At 64.5% G+C, this 18939-nt stretch carries 23 protein-coding genes; 14 read left to right on the top strand and 9 right to left on the bottom strand.

The features are described from left to right. Window positions 1-41: 41 nt before the first annotated feature. On the top strand, window positions 42-620 hold the full coding sequence (gene grpE / locus ACZ5WT_RS05965; RefSeq protein ID WP_464286465.1) for a nucleotide exchange factor GrpE: 579 nt from the start codon (window positions 42-44) through the stop codon (window positions 618-620). Between the two features lie 70 nt (window positions 621-690). Beyond that, window positions 691-909, top strand: a complete 219-nt coding sequence (locus ACZ5WT_RS05960) for a DUF6500 family protein (RefSeq protein ID WP_464286464.1) — start codon at window positions 691-693, stop codon at window positions 907-909. 47 nt (window positions 910-956) lie between these two features. On the opposite strand, the gene pncA is transcribed toward ACZ5WT_RS05960, so the two are convergent. Then, entirely contained in the window at window positions 957-1592 is a 636-nt protein-coding gene (pncA, locus tag ACZ5WT_RS05955; RefSeq protein ID WP_464286463.1) for a bifunctional nicotinamidase/pyrazinamidase, read from the bottom strand. Further along, window positions 1589-3388, bottom strand: a complete 1800-nt coding sequence (pabB, locus tag ACZ5WT_RS05950; protein ID WP_464286462.1) for an aminodeoxychorismate synthase component I — start codon at window positions 3386-3388, stop codon at window positions 1589-1591. Before pabB ends, pncA begins: the two co-directional genes overlap by 4 nt. A gap of 175 nt (window positions 3389-3563) precedes the next feature. On the opposite strand from pabB, the gene ACZ5WT_RS05945 reads away from it, so the two are divergent. The 5 genes from ACZ5WT_RS05945 (at window position 3564) to ACZ5WT_RS05925 (ending at window position 9716) form a co-directional block, all read left to right on the top strand. Then, complete coding sequence (locus ACZ5WT_RS05945; RefSeq protein ID WP_464286461.1) at window positions 3564-3899, top strand: hypothetical protein; 336 nt, start codon at window positions 3564-3566, stop codon at window positions 3897-3899. 266 nt (window positions 3900-4165) lie between these two features. After that, window positions 4166-6079, top strand: coding sequence for a molecular chaperone DnaK (dnaK, locus tag ACZ5WT_RS05940; protein ID WP_464286460.1), 1914 nt, complete (start codon window positions 4166-4168; stop codon window positions 6077-6079). A gap of 280 nt (window positions 6080-6359) precedes the next feature. Next, window positions 6360-7427: an alpha/beta hydrolase gene (locus ACZ5WT_RS05935; RefSeq protein WP_464286459.1), complete on the top strand. Its 1068-nt coding sequence runs from the start codon at window positions 6360-6362 to the stop codon at window positions 7425-7427. Window positions 7428-7686: 259 nt separating this feature from the next. Then, the gene (gene dnaJ, locus ACZ5WT_RS05930) at window positions 7687-8823 is read left to right on the top strand and encodes a molecular chaperone DnaJ (protein ID WP_464286458.1); all 1137 of its coding nucleotides are present in this window, start codon (window positions 7687-7689) and stop codon (window positions 8821-8823) included. Window positions 8824-8855: 32 nt separating this feature from the next. Continuing rightward, complete coding sequence (locus ACZ5WT_RS05925) at window positions 8856-9716, top strand: glycosyltransferase family 8 protein (RefSeq protein ID WP_464286457.1); 861 nt, start codon at window positions 8856-8858, stop codon at window positions 9714-9716. Here ACZ5WT_RS05925 and ACZ5WT_RS05920 read toward each other — a convergent pair. Both ACZ5WT_RS05920 and ACZ5WT_RS05915 read right to left on the bottom strand, forming a co-directional pair. Next, a complete protein-coding gene (locus tag ACZ5WT_RS05920; protein WP_464286456.1) occupies window positions 9713-9922 on the bottom strand; it encodes a hypothetical protein in 210 nt (69 codons plus the stop codon). The two genes, ACZ5WT_RS05925 and ACZ5WT_RS05920, sit on opposite strands and share 4 nt — an antisense overlap. Before the next feature lie 70 nt (window positions 9923-9992). Further along, complete coding sequence (locus ACZ5WT_RS05915; RefSeq protein WP_464286455.1) at window positions 9993-10394, bottom strand: VOC family protein; 402 nt, start codon at window positions 10392-10394, stop codon at window positions 9993-9995. Window positions 10395-10544: 150 nt separating this feature from the next. On the opposite strand from ACZ5WT_RS05915, the gene ACZ5WT_RS05910 reads away from it, so the two are divergent. The 4 genes from ACZ5WT_RS05910 to ACZ5WT_RS05895 all read left to right on the top strand — a co-directional run bounded on the left by ACZ5WT_RS05910 (window position 10545) and on the right by ACZ5WT_RS05895 (window position 13238). Continuing rightward, window positions 10545-11087, top strand: a complete 543-nt coding sequence (locus ACZ5WT_RS05910; protein WP_464286454.1) for an NADPH-dependent FMN reductase — start codon at window positions 10545-10547, stop codon at window positions 11085-11087. Window positions 11088-11092: 5 nt separating this feature from the next. Further along, window positions 11093-11698, top strand: coding sequence for a histidine phosphatase family protein (locus tag ACZ5WT_RS05905; protein WP_464286453.1), 606 nt, complete (start codon window positions 11093-11095; stop codon window positions 11696-11698). 65 nt (window positions 11699-11763) lie between these two features. Then, window positions 11764-12462 carry an orotidine-5'-phosphate decarboxylase gene (gene pyrF / locus ACZ5WT_RS05900; protein ID WP_464286452.1) on the top strand — a complete coding sequence of 233 codons (699 nt, stop codon included), beginning with the start codon at window positions 11764-11766 and terminating at the stop codon, window positions 12460-12462. Further along, window positions 12459-13238, top strand: coding sequence for a TIM barrel protein (locus tag ACZ5WT_RS05895; RefSeq protein WP_464286451.1), 780 nt, complete (start codon window positions 12459-12461; stop codon window positions 13236-13238). Before pyrF ends, ACZ5WT_RS05895 begins: the two co-directional genes overlap by 4 nt. 97 nt (window positions 13239-13335) lie before the next feature. Here ACZ5WT_RS05895 and ACZ5WT_RS05890 read toward each other — a convergent pair whose 3' ends face one another. Continuing rightward, complete coding sequence (locus ACZ5WT_RS05890) at window positions 13336-14340, bottom strand: adenosine kinase (protein WP_464286450.1); 1005 nt, start codon at window positions 14338-14340, stop codon at window positions 13336-13338. Between the two features lie 62 nt (window positions 14341-14402). Continuing rightward, window positions 14403-14966: a TetR/AcrR family transcriptional regulator gene (locus ACZ5WT_RS05885; protein ID WP_464286449.1), complete on the bottom strand. Its 564-nt coding sequence runs from the start codon at window positions 14964-14966 to the stop codon at window positions 14403-14405. 60 nt (window positions 14967-15026) lie between these two features. Here ACZ5WT_RS05885 and ACZ5WT_RS05880 point away from each other — a divergent pair, with 60 nt between their 5' ends. After that, complete coding sequence (locus tag ACZ5WT_RS05880) at window positions 15027-15482, top strand: DUF2214 family protein (RefSeq protein WP_464286448.1); 456 nt, start codon at window positions 15027-15029, stop codon at window positions 15480-15482. 63 nt (window positions 15483-15545) lie between these two features. Here the strand turns inward: ACZ5WT_RS05880 and nth are convergent, their stop codons facing one another. Then, window positions 15546-16220: an endonuclease III gene (gene nth / locus ACZ5WT_RS05875; protein WP_464286447.1), complete on the bottom strand. Its 675-nt coding sequence runs from the start codon at window positions 16218-16220 to the stop codon at window positions 15546-15548. 48 nt (window positions 16221-16268) lie between these two features. On the opposite strand from nth, the gene ACZ5WT_RS05870 reads away from it, so the two are divergent. Then, a complete protein-coding gene (locus tag ACZ5WT_RS05870) occupies window positions 16269-16754 on the top strand; it encodes a DUF2244 domain-containing protein (RefSeq protein ID WP_464286446.1) in 486 nt (161 codons plus the stop codon). An 83-nt stretch (window positions 16755-16837) separates the two neighbouring features. Beyond that, the gene (locus tag ACZ5WT_RS05865; protein ID WP_464286445.1) at window positions 16838-17707 is read left to right on the top strand and encodes a methylated-DNA--[protein]-cysteine S-methyltransferase; all 870 of its coding nucleotides are present in this window, start codon (window positions 16838-16840) and stop codon (window positions 17705-17707) included. A 242-nt stretch (window positions 17708-17949) separates the two neighbouring features. Here the strand turns inward: ACZ5WT_RS05865 and ACZ5WT_RS05860 are convergent, their stop codons facing one another. Together ACZ5WT_RS05860 and ACZ5WT_RS05855 are read right to left on the bottom strand one after the other, a co-directional pair. Next, on the bottom strand, window positions 17950-18564 hold the full coding sequence (locus ACZ5WT_RS05860) for a 2,3-bisphosphoglycerate-dependent phosphoglycerate mutase (protein WP_464286444.1): 615 nt from the start codon (window positions 18562-18564) through the stop codon (window positions 17950-17952). Then, the gene (locus tag ACZ5WT_RS05855; RefSeq protein ID WP_464286443.1) at window positions 18561-18938 is read right to left on the bottom strand and encodes an EVE domain-containing protein; all 378 of its coding nucleotides are present in this window, start codon (window positions 18936-18938) and stop codon (window positions 18561-18563) included. The genes ACZ5WT_RS05860 and ACZ5WT_RS05855 overlap by 4 nt, the downstream gene beginning before the upstream one ends. Between the last annotated feature and the right edge of the window lies 1 nt (window position 18939).

Below are 18939 nucleotides of genomic sequence, written 5' to 3'. Positions count from 1 at the left end.
CGATATCCGGGTCAAATTCAGAATTGCGGAACAGAACAATGATGAGCGACGAGAACGCCGCGTCGGGCGAGACGCCCGAAGTCGAAACCCCTGTCGAGCCCGAGGTTGACCCCACGGCGGCTTTGCGCGCCGAGAATGCCGAGCTCAAGGACCGGGTGCTGCGGACCATCGCGGAGATGGAAAACCTGCGCAAGCGCAACGAGCGCGAGATCAATGATACGCGCAGCTATGCCATTGCCGGCTTCGCCCGTGACATGCTGAGCGCCACCGACGCGCTGAGCCGCGCGCTGGTCATGCTGCCGGCCGGCGCCCGCGAATCGGAAGATGCCACGGTCAAATCGCTGATCGAAGGCATCGAGATGACCGAACGCGAAATGCAGCGCCTCTTGGCCAAGCATGGCGTGACCCCGATCCTGGCAGATGGCGAGAAGTTCGACCCGCACAAGCACCAGGCGATGTTCGAGGTTCCCGATCCGACCCGCCCGGAAGGCACGATCGTGCAGGTGGTGCAGTCGGGTTATGCCATCGGCGAGCGCGTGCTGCGCCCGGCCATGGTTGGCGTCGCCAAGGGCGGCCCGAGCCACGCCCCGGCCGACGAAGCCATCGACAAGAGCGCCTAATTCCAGCGATTGTCGTGAGAATTCAAGGACGTCCCACGGGGCGTCCTTTTTGTTTGAGGGGTATGATCCGATGACGCCAGCATTCCGCCAGAAGGCGATCGCCGTGTGCAATGCCAAGATCGCGGCGAAGGGCGAGGGCGTCGGGCTGTCGTTCTATGCCTTCTTCGCCAACCGGAATGACGACCCGGACCTGCTGATGGCGGCGGCGACCTGGTGGATCCAGACCCACAGGCTCGACCACTTCGAAAAAGCCATCAAGATCAAGGCCCTGCTGGAGGCTGGGGCGTAAGAGCCGGCCACGGTTTCACGTGAATCCTTTGGGGCACGCCTTCGTGGCTAGCCCAGGATATCCTTGCTCATCACCCGCTCGACTCCGGCATCGGCCATGTCGGTCCAGGCTTGGGCGAGGGAGCCGGCGGTGTCGATGGCGCGGGTGGCGTCTTCAATGACGGTGACATCAAAGCCGCCGGCAATGCCGTCGAGGGCAGTCCAGCCGACGCAGAAATCGGTAGCCAGGCCAACGACATAGAGCCGGCCAACGTCGCGCTCGTTGAGATAGCCGGCGAGGCCGGTCAGGGTTTCGCGGTCGGCTTCCTGGAAGCCGGAATAGGAATCCACCCGGCGATTATAGCCCTTGCGCAGGATCAGCTGGGCGTGGGGAATGTCGAGGTCGGCGGCGATGGCGGCGCCGTGGCTGTTCCAGACACAGTGGTCGGGCCAGAGCACCTGGGTGCCGTATTCGAGCTCGATGGTCTCGAACGGCGCCTTGCCCGGATGCTGGCTGGCGAAGGAAATGTGGTCGGCCGGATGCCAGTCCTGGGTCAGCACGACATTGCTGAAGTGACGCGCCAAGGTATTGATAAGCAGCACGATTTCGTCGCCGCCGGTCACTCCGAGGCTGCCGCCGGGCAGGAAATCGTTCTGCATGTCGACAACGACCAGGACGTCGGTTGGGTTGATCGAAATCGTCATGACGGCACTCCTTGATTGATGATGACGCGCTCGGCCCGCAGCAGGCCGCGCACGGAATTGCCGAGCCAGATGGCGTCTGCGGCGTCGAGATCGGCCGGGGTGAGCACCCGTTCGACCGCCTGGCCTGACGCCAGCAGCTCGGCGCGGAGCGTACCCGGCAACAGGCCAGAGGACAAAGATGGCGTCAGAAGCAGGCCATCTTTCTGCAAGAACAGATTGGTGATCGATCCCTCGGTCAATTCGCCCCGTTCATTGCAGAACACCACCTCATCGACCCCGAAAGCGGCATGGGCGCGCTGACGCGGCTCGTCGTAAAAGGCGCGGTTGGTGGTTTTGTGCAGCAGCCAAAGGCTTTGCGAATCAAGCACTTCCGGCGCGAGAGCGAAGCGGAACACAGCCGGGTTGGGCGGCAATTCCACCGCCGTCACCGCCGGGCCACTGGTATCGAGGGTCAGGCGGACGCGCATGGTATCGGCCGGGAAGCCTGCAGCAGCGTCTTGCAGCATGCTGACGGTTTTCTTGCGATTTTCCGGCAATTGGAAGTAGCGGGCCGAAAGCTCCAGCCGATCGAGGTGCCGGTCGAGCAGAACATAGCCGGTGGCACGATCCCAGCGCAGGGTTTCGATCAGGGTGACGGGCTGGGCCGGCTGGGTGAAGAAAGCCATCTTGAGCAGGGCCTCGCGATATTCATCGCCGGCGACGCTGTCGGCGACGATGCCGCCGCCAATGCCGATCTCGCCTTTGCCGGTCGAATCGATGACGGCGGTGCGGATGGCGACATTGAGCGTCACATCGCCATTGGGGGCGAAGTGGCCGATCGAGCCGGTATAGACGCCGCGCGGTCCGGCCTCGACCTGGTGGATGATTTCCATGGCGCGCAGTTTCGGCGCGCCGGTGATCGAGCCGCAGGGGAAGAGGTTTTCCAACAGGTCGAGCGGGCCGATGCCGGGACGGGCTTCGGCGATGATGCCCGAGGTCATGGTGTGGAGCGTGCGATAGGTTTCGACGGTGAAGAGGTCGGTGACCTTAACCGAGCCGATGCGGGCGATGCGGCTGAGATCGTTGCGCAGCAGGTCGACGATCATCAGGTTTTCGGCGCGGTTCTTTTCGTCGCTGGCGAGAGCGGCGCGGCCCGCCTCGTCTTCGGCGAGGGTCCGGCCGCGCTTGAGCGTGCCCTTCATCGGGCGGGCGCGCAGGGTGCCGAGGCGGCTCGAGACGAAGAGCTCGGGCGAGCGCGACAGGATCCAGTGCGCCCCAGTATTGATCAGCGCGCCATAGGACACAGGCTGCTTGCGCACCAGTTCGCGATAGAGCGCCACCGGATCACCTTCGAGACGGAAATCGGCCTTGAAGGTGAGGTTGACCTGATAGGTGTCGCCGGCCGCGATGAGCGCCTTGACCGTATCGAAGGCCCGGCCATAGGCCGCCTCGTCGACGCGGGGCACGATATCGAGCGCGGCGCCGGTACGGTCGCCGGCTATGGCGGCAAGGCGGACATCGACTTCGGTGGCGGTGAGGCGCTCGGGCGCATCATAGAGACCAAACCAGAGCAGGGGCGCCTGCGGGTCCTCTGGCAGCAGGTGCGCCAGGCGCTCCTCGAAGACGAAGCCCGCCTCATAAGCCAGAAAACCGGCGGCATGCAGGCCTTCGGAAGCGGCTGATTCGAGCCGGGCCAGCGCGCGCAGCACGCCGCGGCCGTCATGAGCAACCAGCACCTCGCGCGGGGCGGCGAACAGGAGGTTCTCCCCGGCGGGATCGAGCGTATCGTGCAGCAGAACAGTACCGGGGGCGAACATGGCGGCTTTCTAGACCAATTCGCCGCCGGGCAGAAGCGGGCTGATGGTGAGCCTCTGATACAGAATAGGGGCGATGATTTATTCACAGATCCCGCTAAACAACTGTATTGTCGACCTTATCAGTCGTGCTAGAAGCCGCTGCCCCGGCAATGTGCTTGGGGCAGGGAGTTTAAAAATGAACCTGAATGTTAAGGGCGCGCTCGTCGCCCTGGCGCTGGTCGCAGGGACTGCGTCGGCGATGGCGCAGACTGTTGAATTCACGCTGATCAACAACAGCTCGCAGTCGCTGCATTTCTTCTACACCACCCCGAGCAATGAAAACACCTGGGGTGAAGACCTGCTGGGCGAAACCGGCACGCTGGAATCGGGCATGGAAGGCACCGTAACCATCGGCGATGGTTCGGACCAGTGCCTGTATGACTTCCGCTTCGAGACCGGCGAAGGCGCGACGCTTGAAGTCGCAGCCGTCGATATCTGCTCGCTCGACAGCTATACTCTGACCGACGAATAAGCGCCTATAAACAAGCGCCTTTTGGGGGCCGGCGCCACCGTCACTTGATGGCCGGTGGCGCTGGCTCCAGCGCCGGTCCCGGCTTCGTCCGGGCCGGCGGCGAATCTGCCTGCGAAACGCTTGAAGCGTCCAGACACCCCCCCTATATAGCCAGCAAGCCCAATTGGGCGCATATCCGTTATTAAGGAACCCGGCTCGAACAGCCGCGGAGCCGCTTCCGCTGCGGAGGGCTCCAGCATGGGTTTGCTGAAAGAGAGGCTAGATTTATGGCTAAAGTCATCGGTATCGATCTGGGCACCACCAATAGCTGCGTCGCAGTGATGGACGGCGCCAATCCCAAGGTCATCGAAAACGCTGAAGGCGCACGCACCACGCCCTCGATGGTTGCATTCTCCAAGGATGGCGAACGCCTCGTTGGCCAGCCGGCCAAGCGCCAGGCTGTCACCAATCCGGAAGGCACGCTGTTTGCCGTCAAGCGCCTGATCGGCCGCCGCTACGACGACAAGGTCGTGGCCAAGGACAAGAACCTGGTGCCGTTCAAGATCGTTGCCGCCGATAATGGCGACGCATGGGTGGAAGCCTCGGGCGAAAAGTACTCGCCCTCGCAGGTTTCGGCCATGATCCTGCAGAAGATGAAGGAAACCGCCGAATCCTATCTCGGCGAAAACGTCACCCAGGCCGTCATTACGGTTCCCGCCTATTTCAACGACAGCCAGCGCCAGGCCACCAAGGACGCCGGCAAGATTGCCGGTCTTGAAGTGCTGCGCATCATCAACGAGCCGACCGCGGCTGCGCTCGCCTATGGCCTCGACAAGAAGAATACCGGCACGATCGCGGTCTATGACCTTGGCGGCGGTACCTTTGACGTGTCGATCCTGGAAATCGGCGACGGCGTGTTCGAGGTGAAGTCCACCAATGGCGACACGTTCCTGGGTGGTGAAGACTTCGACATGCGTCTGGTCGACTACCTCGCCGACGAGTTCAAGAAGGAGCAGGGCATCGACCTGCGTTCGGACAAGCTCGCCCTGCAGCGCCTCAAGGAAGCTGCGGAAAAGGCCAAGATCGAACTGTCGAGCCTGACCCAGACCGAAATCAACCTGCCCTTCATCACCGCCGACGCGACCGGCCCCAAGCACCTGACGCTCAAGCTGAGCCGCTCGAAGCTGGAATCGCTGGTGGATGACCTGATCCAGCGCACCATCGAGCCATGCAAGCAGGCGCTCAAGGATGCCGGCGTCTCGGCCAGCCAGATCGACGAAGTCGTGCTGGTCGGCGGCATGAGCCGCATGCCCAAGGTGCAGGAAGTGGTCAAGCAGCTGTTCGGCAAGGAGCCGCACAAGGGCGTGAACCCTGACGAAGTCGTGGCGCTCGGCGCGGCCATCCAGGCCGGCGTGCTGCAGGGCGACGTCAAGGACGTGCTGCTTCTCGACGTGACCCCGCTGTCGCTGGGCATCGAGACGCTGGGTGGCGTGTTCACCCGCCTGATCGACCGCAACACCACGATCCCGACCAAGAAGAGCCAGACCTTCTCGACCGCCGAGGACAACCAGAGCGCGGTGACCATCCGCGTGTTCCAGGGCGAGCGCGAAATGGCCGCCAACAACAAGCTGCTGGGCAATTTCGACCTGGCCGGCATTCCGCCCGCACCGCGCGGCGTGCCGCAGATCGAAGTGACCTTCGACATCGACGCCAACGGCATCGTGCAGGTTTCGGCCAAGGACAAGGGTACCGGCAAGGAACAGCAGATCCGCATCCAGGCCTCGGGTGGCCTGTCGGACGCCGACATCGAAAAGATGGTCAAGGAAGCCGAGCAGAACGCCGAAGCCGACAAGAAGAAGCGCGAAGCCGTTGAAGCCAAGAACCAGGCCGAAAGCCTGATCCACTCGACCGAAAAGTCGCTGGGTGAATATGGCGACAAGGTCACCGCGGAAGACAAGGCTGCCATCGAGGCCGCCATTGTCGACCTCAAGGGCGTGCTCGAAGGCGACGATGCCGAAGCCATCAAGGAGAAGACCGACGCGCTGGCGCAGGCTTCGATGAAGATGGGCGAGGCCATGTACAAGGCCAGCCAGGCGGAAGCCGAAGCCAAGGCCAATGGCACCAGCGATGACAGCGATGACGACGTGGTCGACGCTGACTTCGAAGAGGTCAAGGACGACGACGACAAGCGTCAAGCCTAAGTCGTTCCGGTTCTCAGAAACCAGGGGTTCGGCGCAAGCCGGACCCCTTTCTCTTTGCCGTTGTTTCGGCCCCAACCATCCGGCGGTTTCACGTGAATCACCGGGCAGGGGCCGGGCAGACGGCTGATCTTACCACCGGATTGGCGGGCGCCCCGCCGCCCCAATCCCCCGCTGCTGGCCGGGGCAGGCCTCGTCTGCCTCAAAATGAGCCCAATCGCGCCCAAGTCCCGGCCGGTTTTGGGCTCCAACTGCCGGGCCTCAGCGCTTGCGAGACGACCCCATGACTGACCCCTCATCCTTTCCCGCACCCGATATTCCCGCCTCCGACTCGATCGGGCGCATGGCCGAGCTGATCTCGGGCGACCCGATGGCGCGGCTTGATGCCGACATGAAGCATGTGCTCGACCGGCTGGGTGACCTGGGCGCCCGCCCGCTGGAAAACATTCCGCCCCATATCGCGCGCCGCCAGCCCAAGCCGGTCGACGCCATCAACGCAATCCTCGACCTGCAGCGCCGCGAGCGCCCCGAGGATGGCGTGGATGCCGAAGACATCACGGTGGATGGCGCCGAAGAGGCACTGGCCGCCCGCATCTATCGCCCGCAGGGCCTGCTCAAGCGGCTCAATCCGATGGTGATGTATTTCCATGGCGGCGGGTTCGTGACCGGCGATCTCGACAGCCATGACGCTTCGGCTCGGGCCATTGCCCGGCGCACCGGGGCGATCGTGATCTCGGCGGCCTACCGGCTGGCGCCCGAATACAAGTTTCCCGCCGCCCATGACGATGCCTTTGCCGCCTGGCGCTGGATGACGCTGCAGGCGGTGGAGCTGGGCGGGGATCCGCGCCGGCTGGCCGTGGCCGGGGAAGATGCCGGGGGGAACCTCGCCATGCATGTGGCGCTGCTCTCGCGCGACCATCCCAAGATCATCGCCCCGATCCACCAGCTGCTGATCCATCCGATTGCCGGGGGCGATCTCAGCACCGCTTCCTATGGCGAGACACTGCGCGCCCGCCCGATCGGCCTGCCGGCCATGCGCTGGCGGTTCCGCCACCTGCTCGAGGATGCCAGTGCGCTGGCCGATCCGCGCATTGACCTGGTGGCGCGGCACGACCTGGCGCGGCTGGCGCCGGCCACCATCGTGCTGGCGGGGATCGATCCGCTGCGCTCGGAAGGCGAGGCTTTGGCCGAGGCGCTCGAAGCGGCCGGGGTCAAAACGCGCTGCTGGACCTATGACGGGGTGACGCAGGGCTTTTTCGGGCTGGGGCTGGTGGTGACCAAGGCGCTGTTCGCGCAAAGCGACGCCGCCGACGCGCTCAGCCAGGCCTTCTTCCCGGAGCGGCGCAGCTAAGACCTTCGTCGGATTTTCCCGAAGAATTGAGCAATGGGCCGCCTGCGGGCGGCTCCTTTTTTGCCGAACGTGCCTCATCAGGGGCCCGGGCGGATTGATGGGCGGGGCCTGCCTTGCTATGGAGCCCCAGCATTACCTGCGGCTCAACGCCTCGAAACCCTTGCGGGCGGCGGTTCCGATCGCCATCTAGGGGCACGGGAGGCTTACGGCACACACGCGCGCGCCGGCAACCCGGCGCGCGGTATTGGAGACTGGACTTTTGGCAAAGCGGGATTTCTACGACGTGCTCGGCGTGCAGAAGGGCGCCGATGATGCAGCGCTGAAGAGCGCCTATCGCAAGCTTGCGATGCAGCATCACCCCGACCGCAATCCGGGCAATGCCGAAGCGGAAGCCAAGTTCAAGGAAATCAACGAAGCCTACGACACGCTCAAGGACGGCCAGAAGCGCGCCGCCTATGACCGGTTCGGCCACGCGGCCTTCGAAAATGGCGGCGGACGCGGCGCCAATGGCTTCGGCCCCGAATTCACCTCGTCAATGTCCGACATCTTCGATGACATTTTTGGCGACTTCATGGGCGGCGGTCGCGGCCGCAGCGGTGGCGGCGGCGCCTCCAAGCTGCGCGGCTCGGACCTGCGCTACAATCTCGAGATCAGCCTCGAGGAGAGCTTTGAAGGCCGCACTGTCGAGATCGACGTGCCGACGCTGGTCGGCTGCGACACCTGCGAGGGCTCGGGCGCCAAGCCGGGCACCGGCACCCATACCTGCCGCCAGTGCAATGGCCATGGCAAGGTGCGCGCGGCACAGGGGTTCTTCACCATCGAACGCACCTGCCCGGTCTGCCAGGGCCGCGGCCAGATGATGGACCAGCCCTGCACCGATTGCGGTGGCCAGGGCCGCCGGCAGGAAAATCGCAAGCTCTCGGTCGATATTCCCAAGGGCATCGAGGATGGCACGCGCATCCGGCTGGCCAATGAGGGCGAGGCGGGGCTGCGCGGCGGCCCGCCGGGCGACCTCTATATCTTCATCTCGATCCGCCCGCATGACCTGTTCCAGCGCGATGGCGCGGACCTTTATGCGCGTGTGCCGATCGCCATGACCACGGCCGCTTTGGGCGGGGAATTCGAAGTGCCCACGCTCGACAATGCCCGGGCCAAGGTGAAGGTCGCAGCCGGCACCCAGCCGGGCCAGCGCGTGCGCCTCAAGGGCAAGGGCATGCCTGTGCTGCGCAGCAAGGATGTCGGCGATCTCTATGTGCAGCTCGATATCGAGACGCCGCAGAATCTGAGCCGCCGCCAGCGCGAGCTGCTGGAGGAATTCCAGCGCATCACCACGGAAGACACCAATCCGACCTCGGAAGGCTTCTTCTCCAAGATCAAGAAGATGTTCGAGGCCTGATCGCCCCAGGGGGACGGGGCACGGGGGCGCGCGTGATCGACATAGCCGTAACGTTTGATGACGGGTTCTGGGCGCCGGCCTATGCCAGCATGCGCTCGGTCTGCCTGACCACGAGCCGGCCGCAGGACCTGCGGTTCCACGTCATCCATTCGGGACTGGCGGCGGGCGAGCATTTCGACGCCATCGCCTCGATCGGGCGCGACTATGGCGCGGCACTCAATTTCATTGACCTCGATGCCACCAATATCCTGTCCGAACGCATTGCCGGATTTCCCCAGATCCGGCTGCGGCGGCTCAACCCCATCGTCTATGCCCGGCTGTTCCTCGGCGACCTGCTGCCGGCCGATGTGAACCGGGTGCTGTATCTGGACTGCGATATCTTCGTGCGCAGCCCGATCGAGGGGCTGTTCCATGCCGATCTGGACGGCAAGGCAATCGGCGCGGTGCTGCAGCCGGACCGCATGCACTGCATTGCCGGCAAGGACCTGACCCAGCGCTCGGCCTTTTCGATGGCCGAGCCCTATTACAATGCCGGGGTGATGCTGATCGACCTGGAGCAGTATCGCGGCATGGATTTCGCGCTGACGCTCAATGCCAGCCTGACGCCAGACGAGCTGGCGCTGTTCTATTACGACCAGGACATCATCAACTACGTGTTCAAGGGGCGGTTCCAGGAGCTCGATACGCGCTGGAACCTGCAGAATCCCGAACCGGCGCATGAGGTGTTCAACCCCCATATCGTGCATTATTCGGCCAATGCGAAACCCTGGCTGAGCTGGTCGCGCGTGGCGTTCAAGCGCACCTACCGGCACCTGATGACCAATGACTATTTCTACCGCTATCGCAAGGAGCGGCAGGTGCGGCGGCTCAAGCGCCTGCTGCGCCTGGGCTAGGGCAGGGACAGCGCGCTGGCATCGAGCTCGCGCGCCAGCGCATCGAGCGCCGTGCGCGCGGCCTGTTCGGCATCGGCCAGCGCGGTGCCATAGGGCACTTCGAGGCCCAGGCGCTTGGCGGGATCATCGGTCCAGATGATCGACACATAGGACTTGCCGGCCTGCAAGTCGTGGCTCAGCCCGGTAACGACCAGTTTTGCTGCCATCGCGGCCTCCCTGTTTGCAGGGAGGATAGGCAGACGCAAGCGACCTCGGCAAGCCGAGGCCTGCCACGCCCTACTGCACGTAGGTCGGGTCCATCCAGAGAAATTCCCAGATGTGGCCGTCGAGATCGGCGAAGGCACGCGAATACATGAAGCCCAGATCCTGCACCGGGCGGGGCTCGGTGCCGCCAGCAGCGAGGGCCGCGGTCATGATCTCGTCGACCTCCAGCTTGCTGTCGCGCGAGATGGCATAGAGCGCCTGCGTCGCCTGTTTGGCATCGGCAATCGGCAGGGTGATGAATTCGGAGAATTTGGGCTTGGTGAGCAGCATGAAATAGATGCTGTCATCGATGACCAGGGCGGCGGCCGTCTCATCGGTGAACTGGGCATTGAAGCTGAAGCCCAGGCTGGTGAAGAAGGCCTTGGAGGCCGGCAGGTCGGCCACCGGGAGATTGACGAAAATGGACGTGGTCATATCCTGTCTCCTGTTACTTAATTGATTGCTTAAGTATAGAGCGCCGGGTCTTGGCGGTCAAGATGGCGCCAGACGGATCGTGCCAATCGGGTCTTGCGCGGATATCCCCGGCATCGCAGGATTGGGCAACAAAATCAGGAGTCTATCCGCATGGTCACCGCCCTCACGCTTTCCGGCTCCATCCGCAAGGGCTCGTATAACCGGATGCTGCAGGCCCATATGGGCGAGAAGTTGGCGGCGGCCGGCGTGAGCGTCAATGCCATCGACCTTGGCGATTTCGACCTGCCGATCTTCAACGAAGATCTCGAGGACAATATGCCCGAAGCGGCCGTGCAGTTGGCCGAACTTTGGCGCAGCCACGATATCGTCTTCATCGCGAGCCCGGAATATAATGGGGGCGTGCCACCGCTGCTGGTCAATGCCATCACCTGGATCAGCCGGCAGCGGCCGAGCCCGTTCCGCAACGCCATTTTCGGCATTGGCGGGGTCAGCTCGGGCAAATACGGCACGATCTGGTCGCTCAGCCATCTGCGCGACTCACTGTCCAAGGTGGGGGCGCTGGTGGTGCCGACCCTGCTGGGGATCGGCCCGGCCGAGGGGGCATTCGATGAAGAGGGCGGATTCGTCGAACCCGCCATCAAGCGCAAGGTGGACCAGATGGTGCACGAACTGACCCATTTCAGCCGCGGATAACCCAAATGCGGGCCCTCTATGTGACGCATCCCCAGGTCGACCTGGACGCCAGCGTGCCGGTGCCGCTGTGGGGGCTGTCGGCCTTGGGGCGGCAGCGCGCCGAAGCCTTTGCCACCTCGGGCGCCGTGCCGGAGGGCGCGCCGATCTTTTCGAGCGGGGAGCGCAAGGCGCTGGAACTGGCCGACCTGATCGCGGCGCGCACTGGCACCCCGGTGCAGATCGACCACCAGATGGGCGAGAATGATCGCAGCGCCACCGGCTTTCTGCCCCCGGCGCTGTTCGAGGACACCGCCAACCGGTTTTTCGAGCAGCCGGGGCAGAGCATTGACGGCTGGGAGCGGGCGCTCGACGCGCAGGCGCGGATCGTCGATGCGGTGCAGCGGGCACTGTCCGGGCTGAGCCAGCCGGGACCGGTGATCTTCTGCGGGCATGGCGCGGTGGGCACCTTGCTCAAATGCCATCTGGCGGCGCGGACCATTGCCCGCAGCGAAGACCAGGGCAATGGCGGTAAGCCCGGCGGGGGCAATTGCCTTGTCTTCGACATCACCGAAAGGCGGCTGATCTGCGACTGGACGGCCATGGAAACCCTGGCACCGGACTGGTTCGCCTAGCCGTGGTTGCGATGCGGCCGGATTTGGTTTAGTCCGGCCTCATCATACATATCGGAGGTTCGACCATGGCTGGCCAATTGATCGTGGGCCTGGACGTTTCATCGCGCGCCCGCGCCGAAGAAATCGTTGCACTGCTCGGCGATAGCGTCGACTTCTACAAGATCGGCTACCAGTGCTTTTACGGCGCCGATGGCTATGCGCTGGGCAAGGCGCTGATCGCGGCGGGCAAGAAGGTGTTCTTCGACCTCAAGCTGCTCGATATCGACAACACCGTCGAAAAAGGCGTCGCGGCCTTTGCCGAGACGGGCGCGGCCATGCTGACCGTGCATGCCTATCCAAAGACCATGGCCGCAGCCGCCCGCGCCGCGGCCGGATCGGGCCTCTGCGTGCTGGGCGTGACCGTGCTGACCTCGATGGACGATGCCGACGTGCGCGATGCCGGCTATGCCCGCGACGCGGCGGGGCTGGTGGCCCTGCGCGCCCAGCAGGCGCGCGATGCGGGGATTGGCGGCGTGGTCGCCTCGCCCCATGAAGCGGAAATGGTGCGCACCATTGTGGGGCCCAAAATGGCCATAGTGACCCCGGGCATCCGCCCCAAGGGCGCCGCTCTGGGCGACCAGAAGCGCGTGATGGGCCCGGCCGAGGCGCTGGGTGCCGGGGCGAGCCATCTGGTCGTTGCCCGCCCGATCATCGAGGCCGCCGACCCGACCGCCGCGGCCCGGGCAATCCTCCTGGAAATGAATACCGGCTCGCGCCTGGCATGAGGGGCTATTCCGCCTGCATCGACATGCTGTTTACGCGCGAAAGCGCCGATGTGGCGCAGCGCATCCACCTCGCCAAGGCCAATGGCATGGCGGCGGTGGAATTCTGGCTGTGGTCGAACAAGGACCTCGACGCGATCGAGGATGCCTTGGGGGAGACCGGGCTCGCGCTGGCCGGGATCGTCGCCGAGCCGTTTGCCGAGCTGACGCGAGTATCCGACCACCAGCGGTTCCTCGATGGACTGGCGCAAAGCCTTGCCGTGGCGCAACGGCTCGGCGCGCCGGTGATGATCGCGCAGGCGGGGCCGGAACTGCCCGGCATAGCGCGCCAGAGCCAGCATGAGGCGCTGGTGGAAGCCATGGCGCGGTCGGCCGAGGTGCTGGCGGGGTCGGGCGTGCGGCTGGCGCTGGAGCCGCTCAATACGCTGGTCGACCACAAGGGGTATTATTTGCCCTCCACCTCGGAAGGGCTCGACATCGTCGATGCGGTCAACCGGCCCGAGATCGCGCTGCTCTATGATCTCTACCATTCCATGGTGATGGGCGAGGACACTGCCAGCGTGCTGGCCGGGCGCGTGGATCGGATCGCGCATATCCATGTGGCCGATCATCCCGGCCGCAACCAGCCAGACACCGGGCAATTGCCGCTCAAGGCGAGCCTCGACTGGCTGGCGGGGCAGGGCTATGGCGGGTTTGTGGGGCTGGAATTCCGGCCGACAGACACAACGGCCGATGCGCTGGCAGAGACGCGGCGCGAGCTGGGCGATTTCGGCGGCTAGCCAGAATTGCCCAGGGCCGGATATCTCAAAAAGGCATCTCAGGATGGATCCCGGCTCAAGGCCGGGATGACATCGCGTCTGGCGTAGCAGCCGTTCCTTAGCCGATCAGGCCGTGCTGGCGGCCGAGGTCTTCGAGGTCGATCTGGGGGCGGGCGCCGATGTGGCTGATGACCTCGGAGGCGGCGAGGCACCCGGTCTTGAGGGCGCTTTCGATGGTCTGGCCGCGCGCCATACCGAGCAGGAAGCCCGAGGCGAAGAGATCGCCGGCGCCGGTGGCATCGACCACCTTGTCGACCGGGAAGGCCGGGACCGAAACCACTTCGCCATTGAAAATGGCCATGGCGCCATCGGCGCCCATGGTGATGGCGGCGAGTTCTGCATCCTTGGCGATTTCACGCACCGCGACGCCGAGATCGTCGGTCTCGTAGAGCGACTTCAGCTCATGCACATTGGCAAAGACATAGTCGATGGTCTTGGAGCGGATCAGGTCGAGGAACTCGGGGCGGAAGCGATCGACGCAAAACGGATCGCTGAGGGTAAAGGCCGAGGCGCGCTCATGCTTGTGGGCATAGTGCGCGGCGCGCACGAAGGCCTTCTTGGCCTCGACCGGGTCCCACAGGAACCCCTCCATATAGGTGATGGCCGAGCCACCGATTTCGTCTTCGATGATATCGGCCTCGGTCAGCTCGTGGCAGGCGCCGAGATAGGTATTCATTGTGCGCTCGCCATCGTCGGTGACGAAGATCATGCAGCGCGCCGTCATGGCGCCATTGATCAGGCGCGAGGTGGCGTAATGCACGCCCTGGTCGGCCATGTCGGTGGCAAAGACATCTCCCAGCTCATCCTGCGCCACCTTGCCGACGAAAGCCGCGCGGCCACCCAACGAGGCCACGCCCGAGGCGGTATTGCCGGCGCTGCCGCCCGAAAAGCGCTGCCGCTGCATCGGCATCTTGCCATAGAGATCGGCCGCGCGATCGCTGTCGATCAGGTGCATGATGCCCTTGTTCATGCCCTCGCCGGTGATGAAGCCCTCATCCACAGGGGCGATGACATCGACAATGGCATTGCCGATGGTGAGGACGTCGAAGCGGGTCTGGGTCATGAATTTTTCCGGCAGGAGGGGAGCCGTCAGTCGGTTTAGAGCAAGGGCGGGGCGGCGGCAACCTAGTGCTTCTCGATGATCTCGCTGACCAGCGCCTCGATATCCTCGCCCGCCTGCAGGGCGATCTGGCCATCGAGCAGCAAAACTGCCAGTCCATGCACCCGCGCCCAGGCCGCCAGAGCGGCGACGCGTCCGTTGCGATCGCTGCCGCCGGTCAGCTCGCGCAAAGTGGCAAAGGCCGCATCGGCCGCCATGCGCAGGCCCGGCCGGTTGTCCTTGCGCAACTGAGGCGAGAACATCAGCCGGAACAGGCCAGCATTATCGAGCGCGAACATGACATAGGTCTTGCCCATGGCCGTCAGCGGATCGGCGGGCTGAGAGGCCGCCACGTCGCGCATGGCCTGGGTGAAGCGCTGGAAGCCGGTGACGGCCAGAGCTTCGAGCAGAGCGGCGCGGCTATCGAAATGGCGATAGGGCGCGGCGGGGGAAACGCCCACCGCCCGGGCCAGGTCGCGCAGGCCTAAGCCTGCCTCTCCCTCGCGTTCGAGGATGCGCAGGGCGGTATCGAGCAGGACCCGGCGCAGGTCGCCATGGTGATAGGGGGCATTGAGGAGCGATGTTGACATTGCTTACTTGGCACTGAATATATGTAGGCGCTGTTAACATGAGGCAGCGGGGAGCCGCAAATGGATATCGACCTGATCCTGGCCATCGCCCATCACCTGGCCGTGTTTACCCTGGTAGCCGCCTTCGCGGCGGAGTTTGCATTACTGCGGCCCGGACTGGGCGGCGCGCGCATCGGGCAGCTGGCGCGCATCGACGCGGCCTATGGAGGGCTGGCGGCGCTGGTGATCGTGGTGGGCGTGCTGCGGGTGATTTTTGGGGCCAGCGGCTGGCACTATTACGTCACCAATTATGCCTTCTGGGCCAAGATGGCGGCGTTCCTCGCCATGGGGCTGCTGACCATTCCCCCGACCATCGCGATCCGCCGCTGGCTGGCCGGGAAGAAGGGCGATGCCAGCTATGTGGTGCCCGAGGGCGAGATTATTGCCAACCGGCGCTACATCTATCTGCAAGGGGCCACGCTGGTGGCTATTCCCAGCTTCGCGGCGGCTATGGCGCGGGGTTATGGCGTGGCGTGAAGGATGTACCCCACCTAGCCTCCTTTCCCCTCTCGGAGAGATTAGGTGGGTTGCACAACAATCCTACTTCCCCACGGGCAGCGGGGTCTTGGGTTCGAAGCGGCACCATTGGCGGATTTCGCAGCGCCAGCATTCGGGTGTGCGGGCCTTGCAGACATAGCGGCCGTGCAGGATCAGCCAGTGATGGGCATGCAGCATATATTGCGGCGGGATCAGCTTTTCGAGTTTCAGCTCGACCTCGAGCGGGGTCTTGCCCGGGGCCATGCCGGTGCGGTTGCCGACGCGGAACAGGTGCGTATCCACCGCAATGGTGGGCTGCTTGAAGAAGATATTGAGCACCACATTGGCGGTCTTGCGGCCGACGCCGGGCAGGGCCTCGAGCGCTGCGCGATCGGCGGGGACTTCGCCGCCATGCCGCTCGAGCAGCAGTTGGCTGAGCAGGAAGACATTCTTGGCCTTGGTGCGGAACAGGCCGATGGTCTTGATATGGCGCTCGATCTCGTCCTGCCCCAGCGCCACCATGGCGGCGGGATCGGGGGCCAGCTGGAACAGTTCCTTGGTGGCCTTGTTGACCCCGACGTCGGTGGCCTGAGCCGACAGCACCACCGCCACCAGCAGCGTGAAGGCATTGACGTAGTCGAGCTCGCCCTTGGGCTCGGGTTCGATCTCGTGAAAGCGGGCGAAAATGGCCTCCACATCGGCCTTGGGCAGGGCCTTCACTTTTTTTGCAGTCGCCATTCTCTCGCCTTTGATTCTGGGCCTATAGTCTATCTCCGAGAGATCGACATGCCGATGCAAGCCACAACCACTTCGCCGCTGTTTTCTGCGGCGCTGAAACCAGACCGCTCCCCGCGTGTCGCGGGTGGGTGGATTGCCTTTGCGGCTGCGACGGTGATGGGTGCGCCCTTTGCCGTACTGGTGCCCGAGGCGCTGGTGCCGGCGATCGTCGCCTTCTGTGCCGGGGGAGCCGGGCTGACCGTGATGACGGTTCGGAAGGCACGCCAGCTCAGCATCGTCGAACAGATCACGCTTTGGCCCGACCAGCTGGAAATCGTCAGCATCGATGGCGGCGGTACCCGCAGCCTGCGCCGGTTCGATCCGCATCTGGTGCGGCTGGTGCTGGAGCGTGACGAGAACGAAAAGACCACTGCCGTGCATCTGCGGGCCGGCAGCGAAGCCGTGGAAATCGGCGCCTGCCTCAAGAGCGAGGACAAATCGAGCTTTGCCAAGGCCCTGGGCACCGCATTGCGGCGGGCGCGACACCTGCAGTGAGCCGGGTCAAAACCGGGTCGCTTTGCCCCGATATCAGGCGTAGTCAGACACCCTGAACCAAGACGAGCGAAATGGGTGCCCGGATGAACCAGATCACACAGATGCCGCCGGCCAGCGACTATGACACCATTCGCGCCGCCATCCGCTATCTGAGCGAGACCGGCCCCGACATTGCCGATCTCAACGGCTTTGCGCGCAGCCTGGGGCTCAGCGAGCGGCAATTGACCGACCTGTTCCGGCGCTGGTGCGGGCTCAGCCCCAAGAGCTTTGCGCAGGCGGTGGCGCTCGACCATGCCAAGAGCCTGCTGCGCGACGCACAAAGCGTGCTCGACACCACATATGAAGTGGGCCTGAGCTCAACCTCGCGGCTGCATGACCTGTTCGTGACCTATGAGGCCATGCCGCCCGGCATTTTCCGCGCCGGCGGGGCAGGGCTCGACATGGTGTGGGGCGTGGCGCCATCGCCCTTCGGGCTCGCCGTGGCTACCGCCACCGAATATGGCATGTCCGGCCTTGGCTTTGCCGATGCCACCACTTCGGTGCAGCAGGCCTTTGAGGACCTAGCCAATCGCTGGCCCAATGCGCGCTTCACCCGCGATGACAACCGGGTGGCCCCGATGATCGCGCAGGTGTTCGACCCCTCGCGCTGGTCGCCCGACCGGCCGGTGCGGGTGGTGCTGATCGGCACCGACTTCGAGGTGCAGGTGTGGGAGACGCTGCTCAAGATACCCTGCGGGGCGGCGACCACCTATCAGAATGTCGCCAACCAGATCGGCCGCCCCAAGGCGGCGCGGGCGGTGGGCGCAGCCGTGGGCAAGAACCCGATTTCGTTTGTGGTACCCTGCCACCGCGTGGTGGGCACGTCGGGCGCGCTGACCGGCTATCACTGGGGCGTGCCGCGCAAGCGGGCCATCCTGGGCTGGGAAGCCGGGGTGATCTCGGCGGCGCATTGACGCTGGTGAGCGTCCGAAGTTTCACGTGAATCCGACGGGGTGGCTGGCAAGCCACAGAGTCATTCCGGCGCAGGCCGGAATCCACGTCCGGTAGCTACCGCAAGATCAGGTGTTGGGGTGAGATGCGGATATGGATCCCGGCCTGCGCCGGGATGACATCGGAGGCGGGGGAGCGCCGGCGGACAGGAAAGTGGCCCGCGGATCAAGTCCGCGGGCAGCGCCGGTGGGTGGGGTCGTAGAGATCAGATCTCGACGCGTTCGACGAGGGCGCCGTTGGGGCCGATCTTGTAGATGGTGGGCTGGCCGGTGCCGATTTCGCGCTTGAGGATCTGCTCGGGGGTGAGCCCTTCGATGGCCATGACCAAAGCACGCAGCGAATTGCCATGGGCGGTGACGAGAACGGTCTTGCCGGCTTTGAGCAGGGGCAGCAGCTCGGCGTCGTAATAGGGCAAGGTGCGGTCGGCCGTGTCCTTGAGACTTTCACCGCCCGGCGGGGGCACGTCGAAGCTGCGGCGCCAGATAAGCACCTGTTCCTCGCCCCACTTCTCGCGCGCATCATCCTTGTTGAGGCCGGAGAGGTCGCCATAGTCGCGCTCGTTCAGCGCCACATTGCGGGTGATGGTGACGTTGAGGATGTTCATTTCCTCAAGGATCAGATCGAGCGTGTGCTGGGCGCGGCGCAAGGCCGAGGTGTAATAGAGATCGGGCACGATACCCTTGGCCTTGATCGCCCGGCCGGTTTCGCGGGCTTCTTCCACACCCTGTTCGGTCAGGTCGGGATTGCGCCAGCCGGTGAACAGGTTCTTGAGGTTCCATTCGCTTTGGCCGTGGCGCACGAGGATCAGGGTGCCGGTCATTCAGAGTCTCCGAGGGTGAAACTTGCGCCAACGCCCATGGCGGCGGCGATGAGGGAAAAGTCACGCGCGCTGACGGGGAACAGCGACTTGCGGAAATACATGCCCCAGTGCACCGGATCGGTGACGAAATCGAACTGGGGCAGCAGGGGATAGATGTCGGCTTCGCTGGCCGGCAGGTAATGCGCGGGCCGGCTCCAGCCGGTGATGTCGGCGGTCATATGCCGGGGCAGAGGGTCACCCGGCGCGATGGTGCCGATGGCGACGAAGCGGCGGACCGCATCCTTGCCGCCCAGCGTTTCGGTGGGCGCGTAATAGGCAAACCAGTCGCCCGGCTGAACGCGGCGCACGGCGGTGTGCTGGCCATGCGCGAACATG

It is taken from the genome of Devosia sp. T2-14 (genome assembly GCF_055397495.1).
Note: the sequence above shows the minus strand (reverse complement) of the source record. Positions and strands in the feature narration are given on the sequence as shown.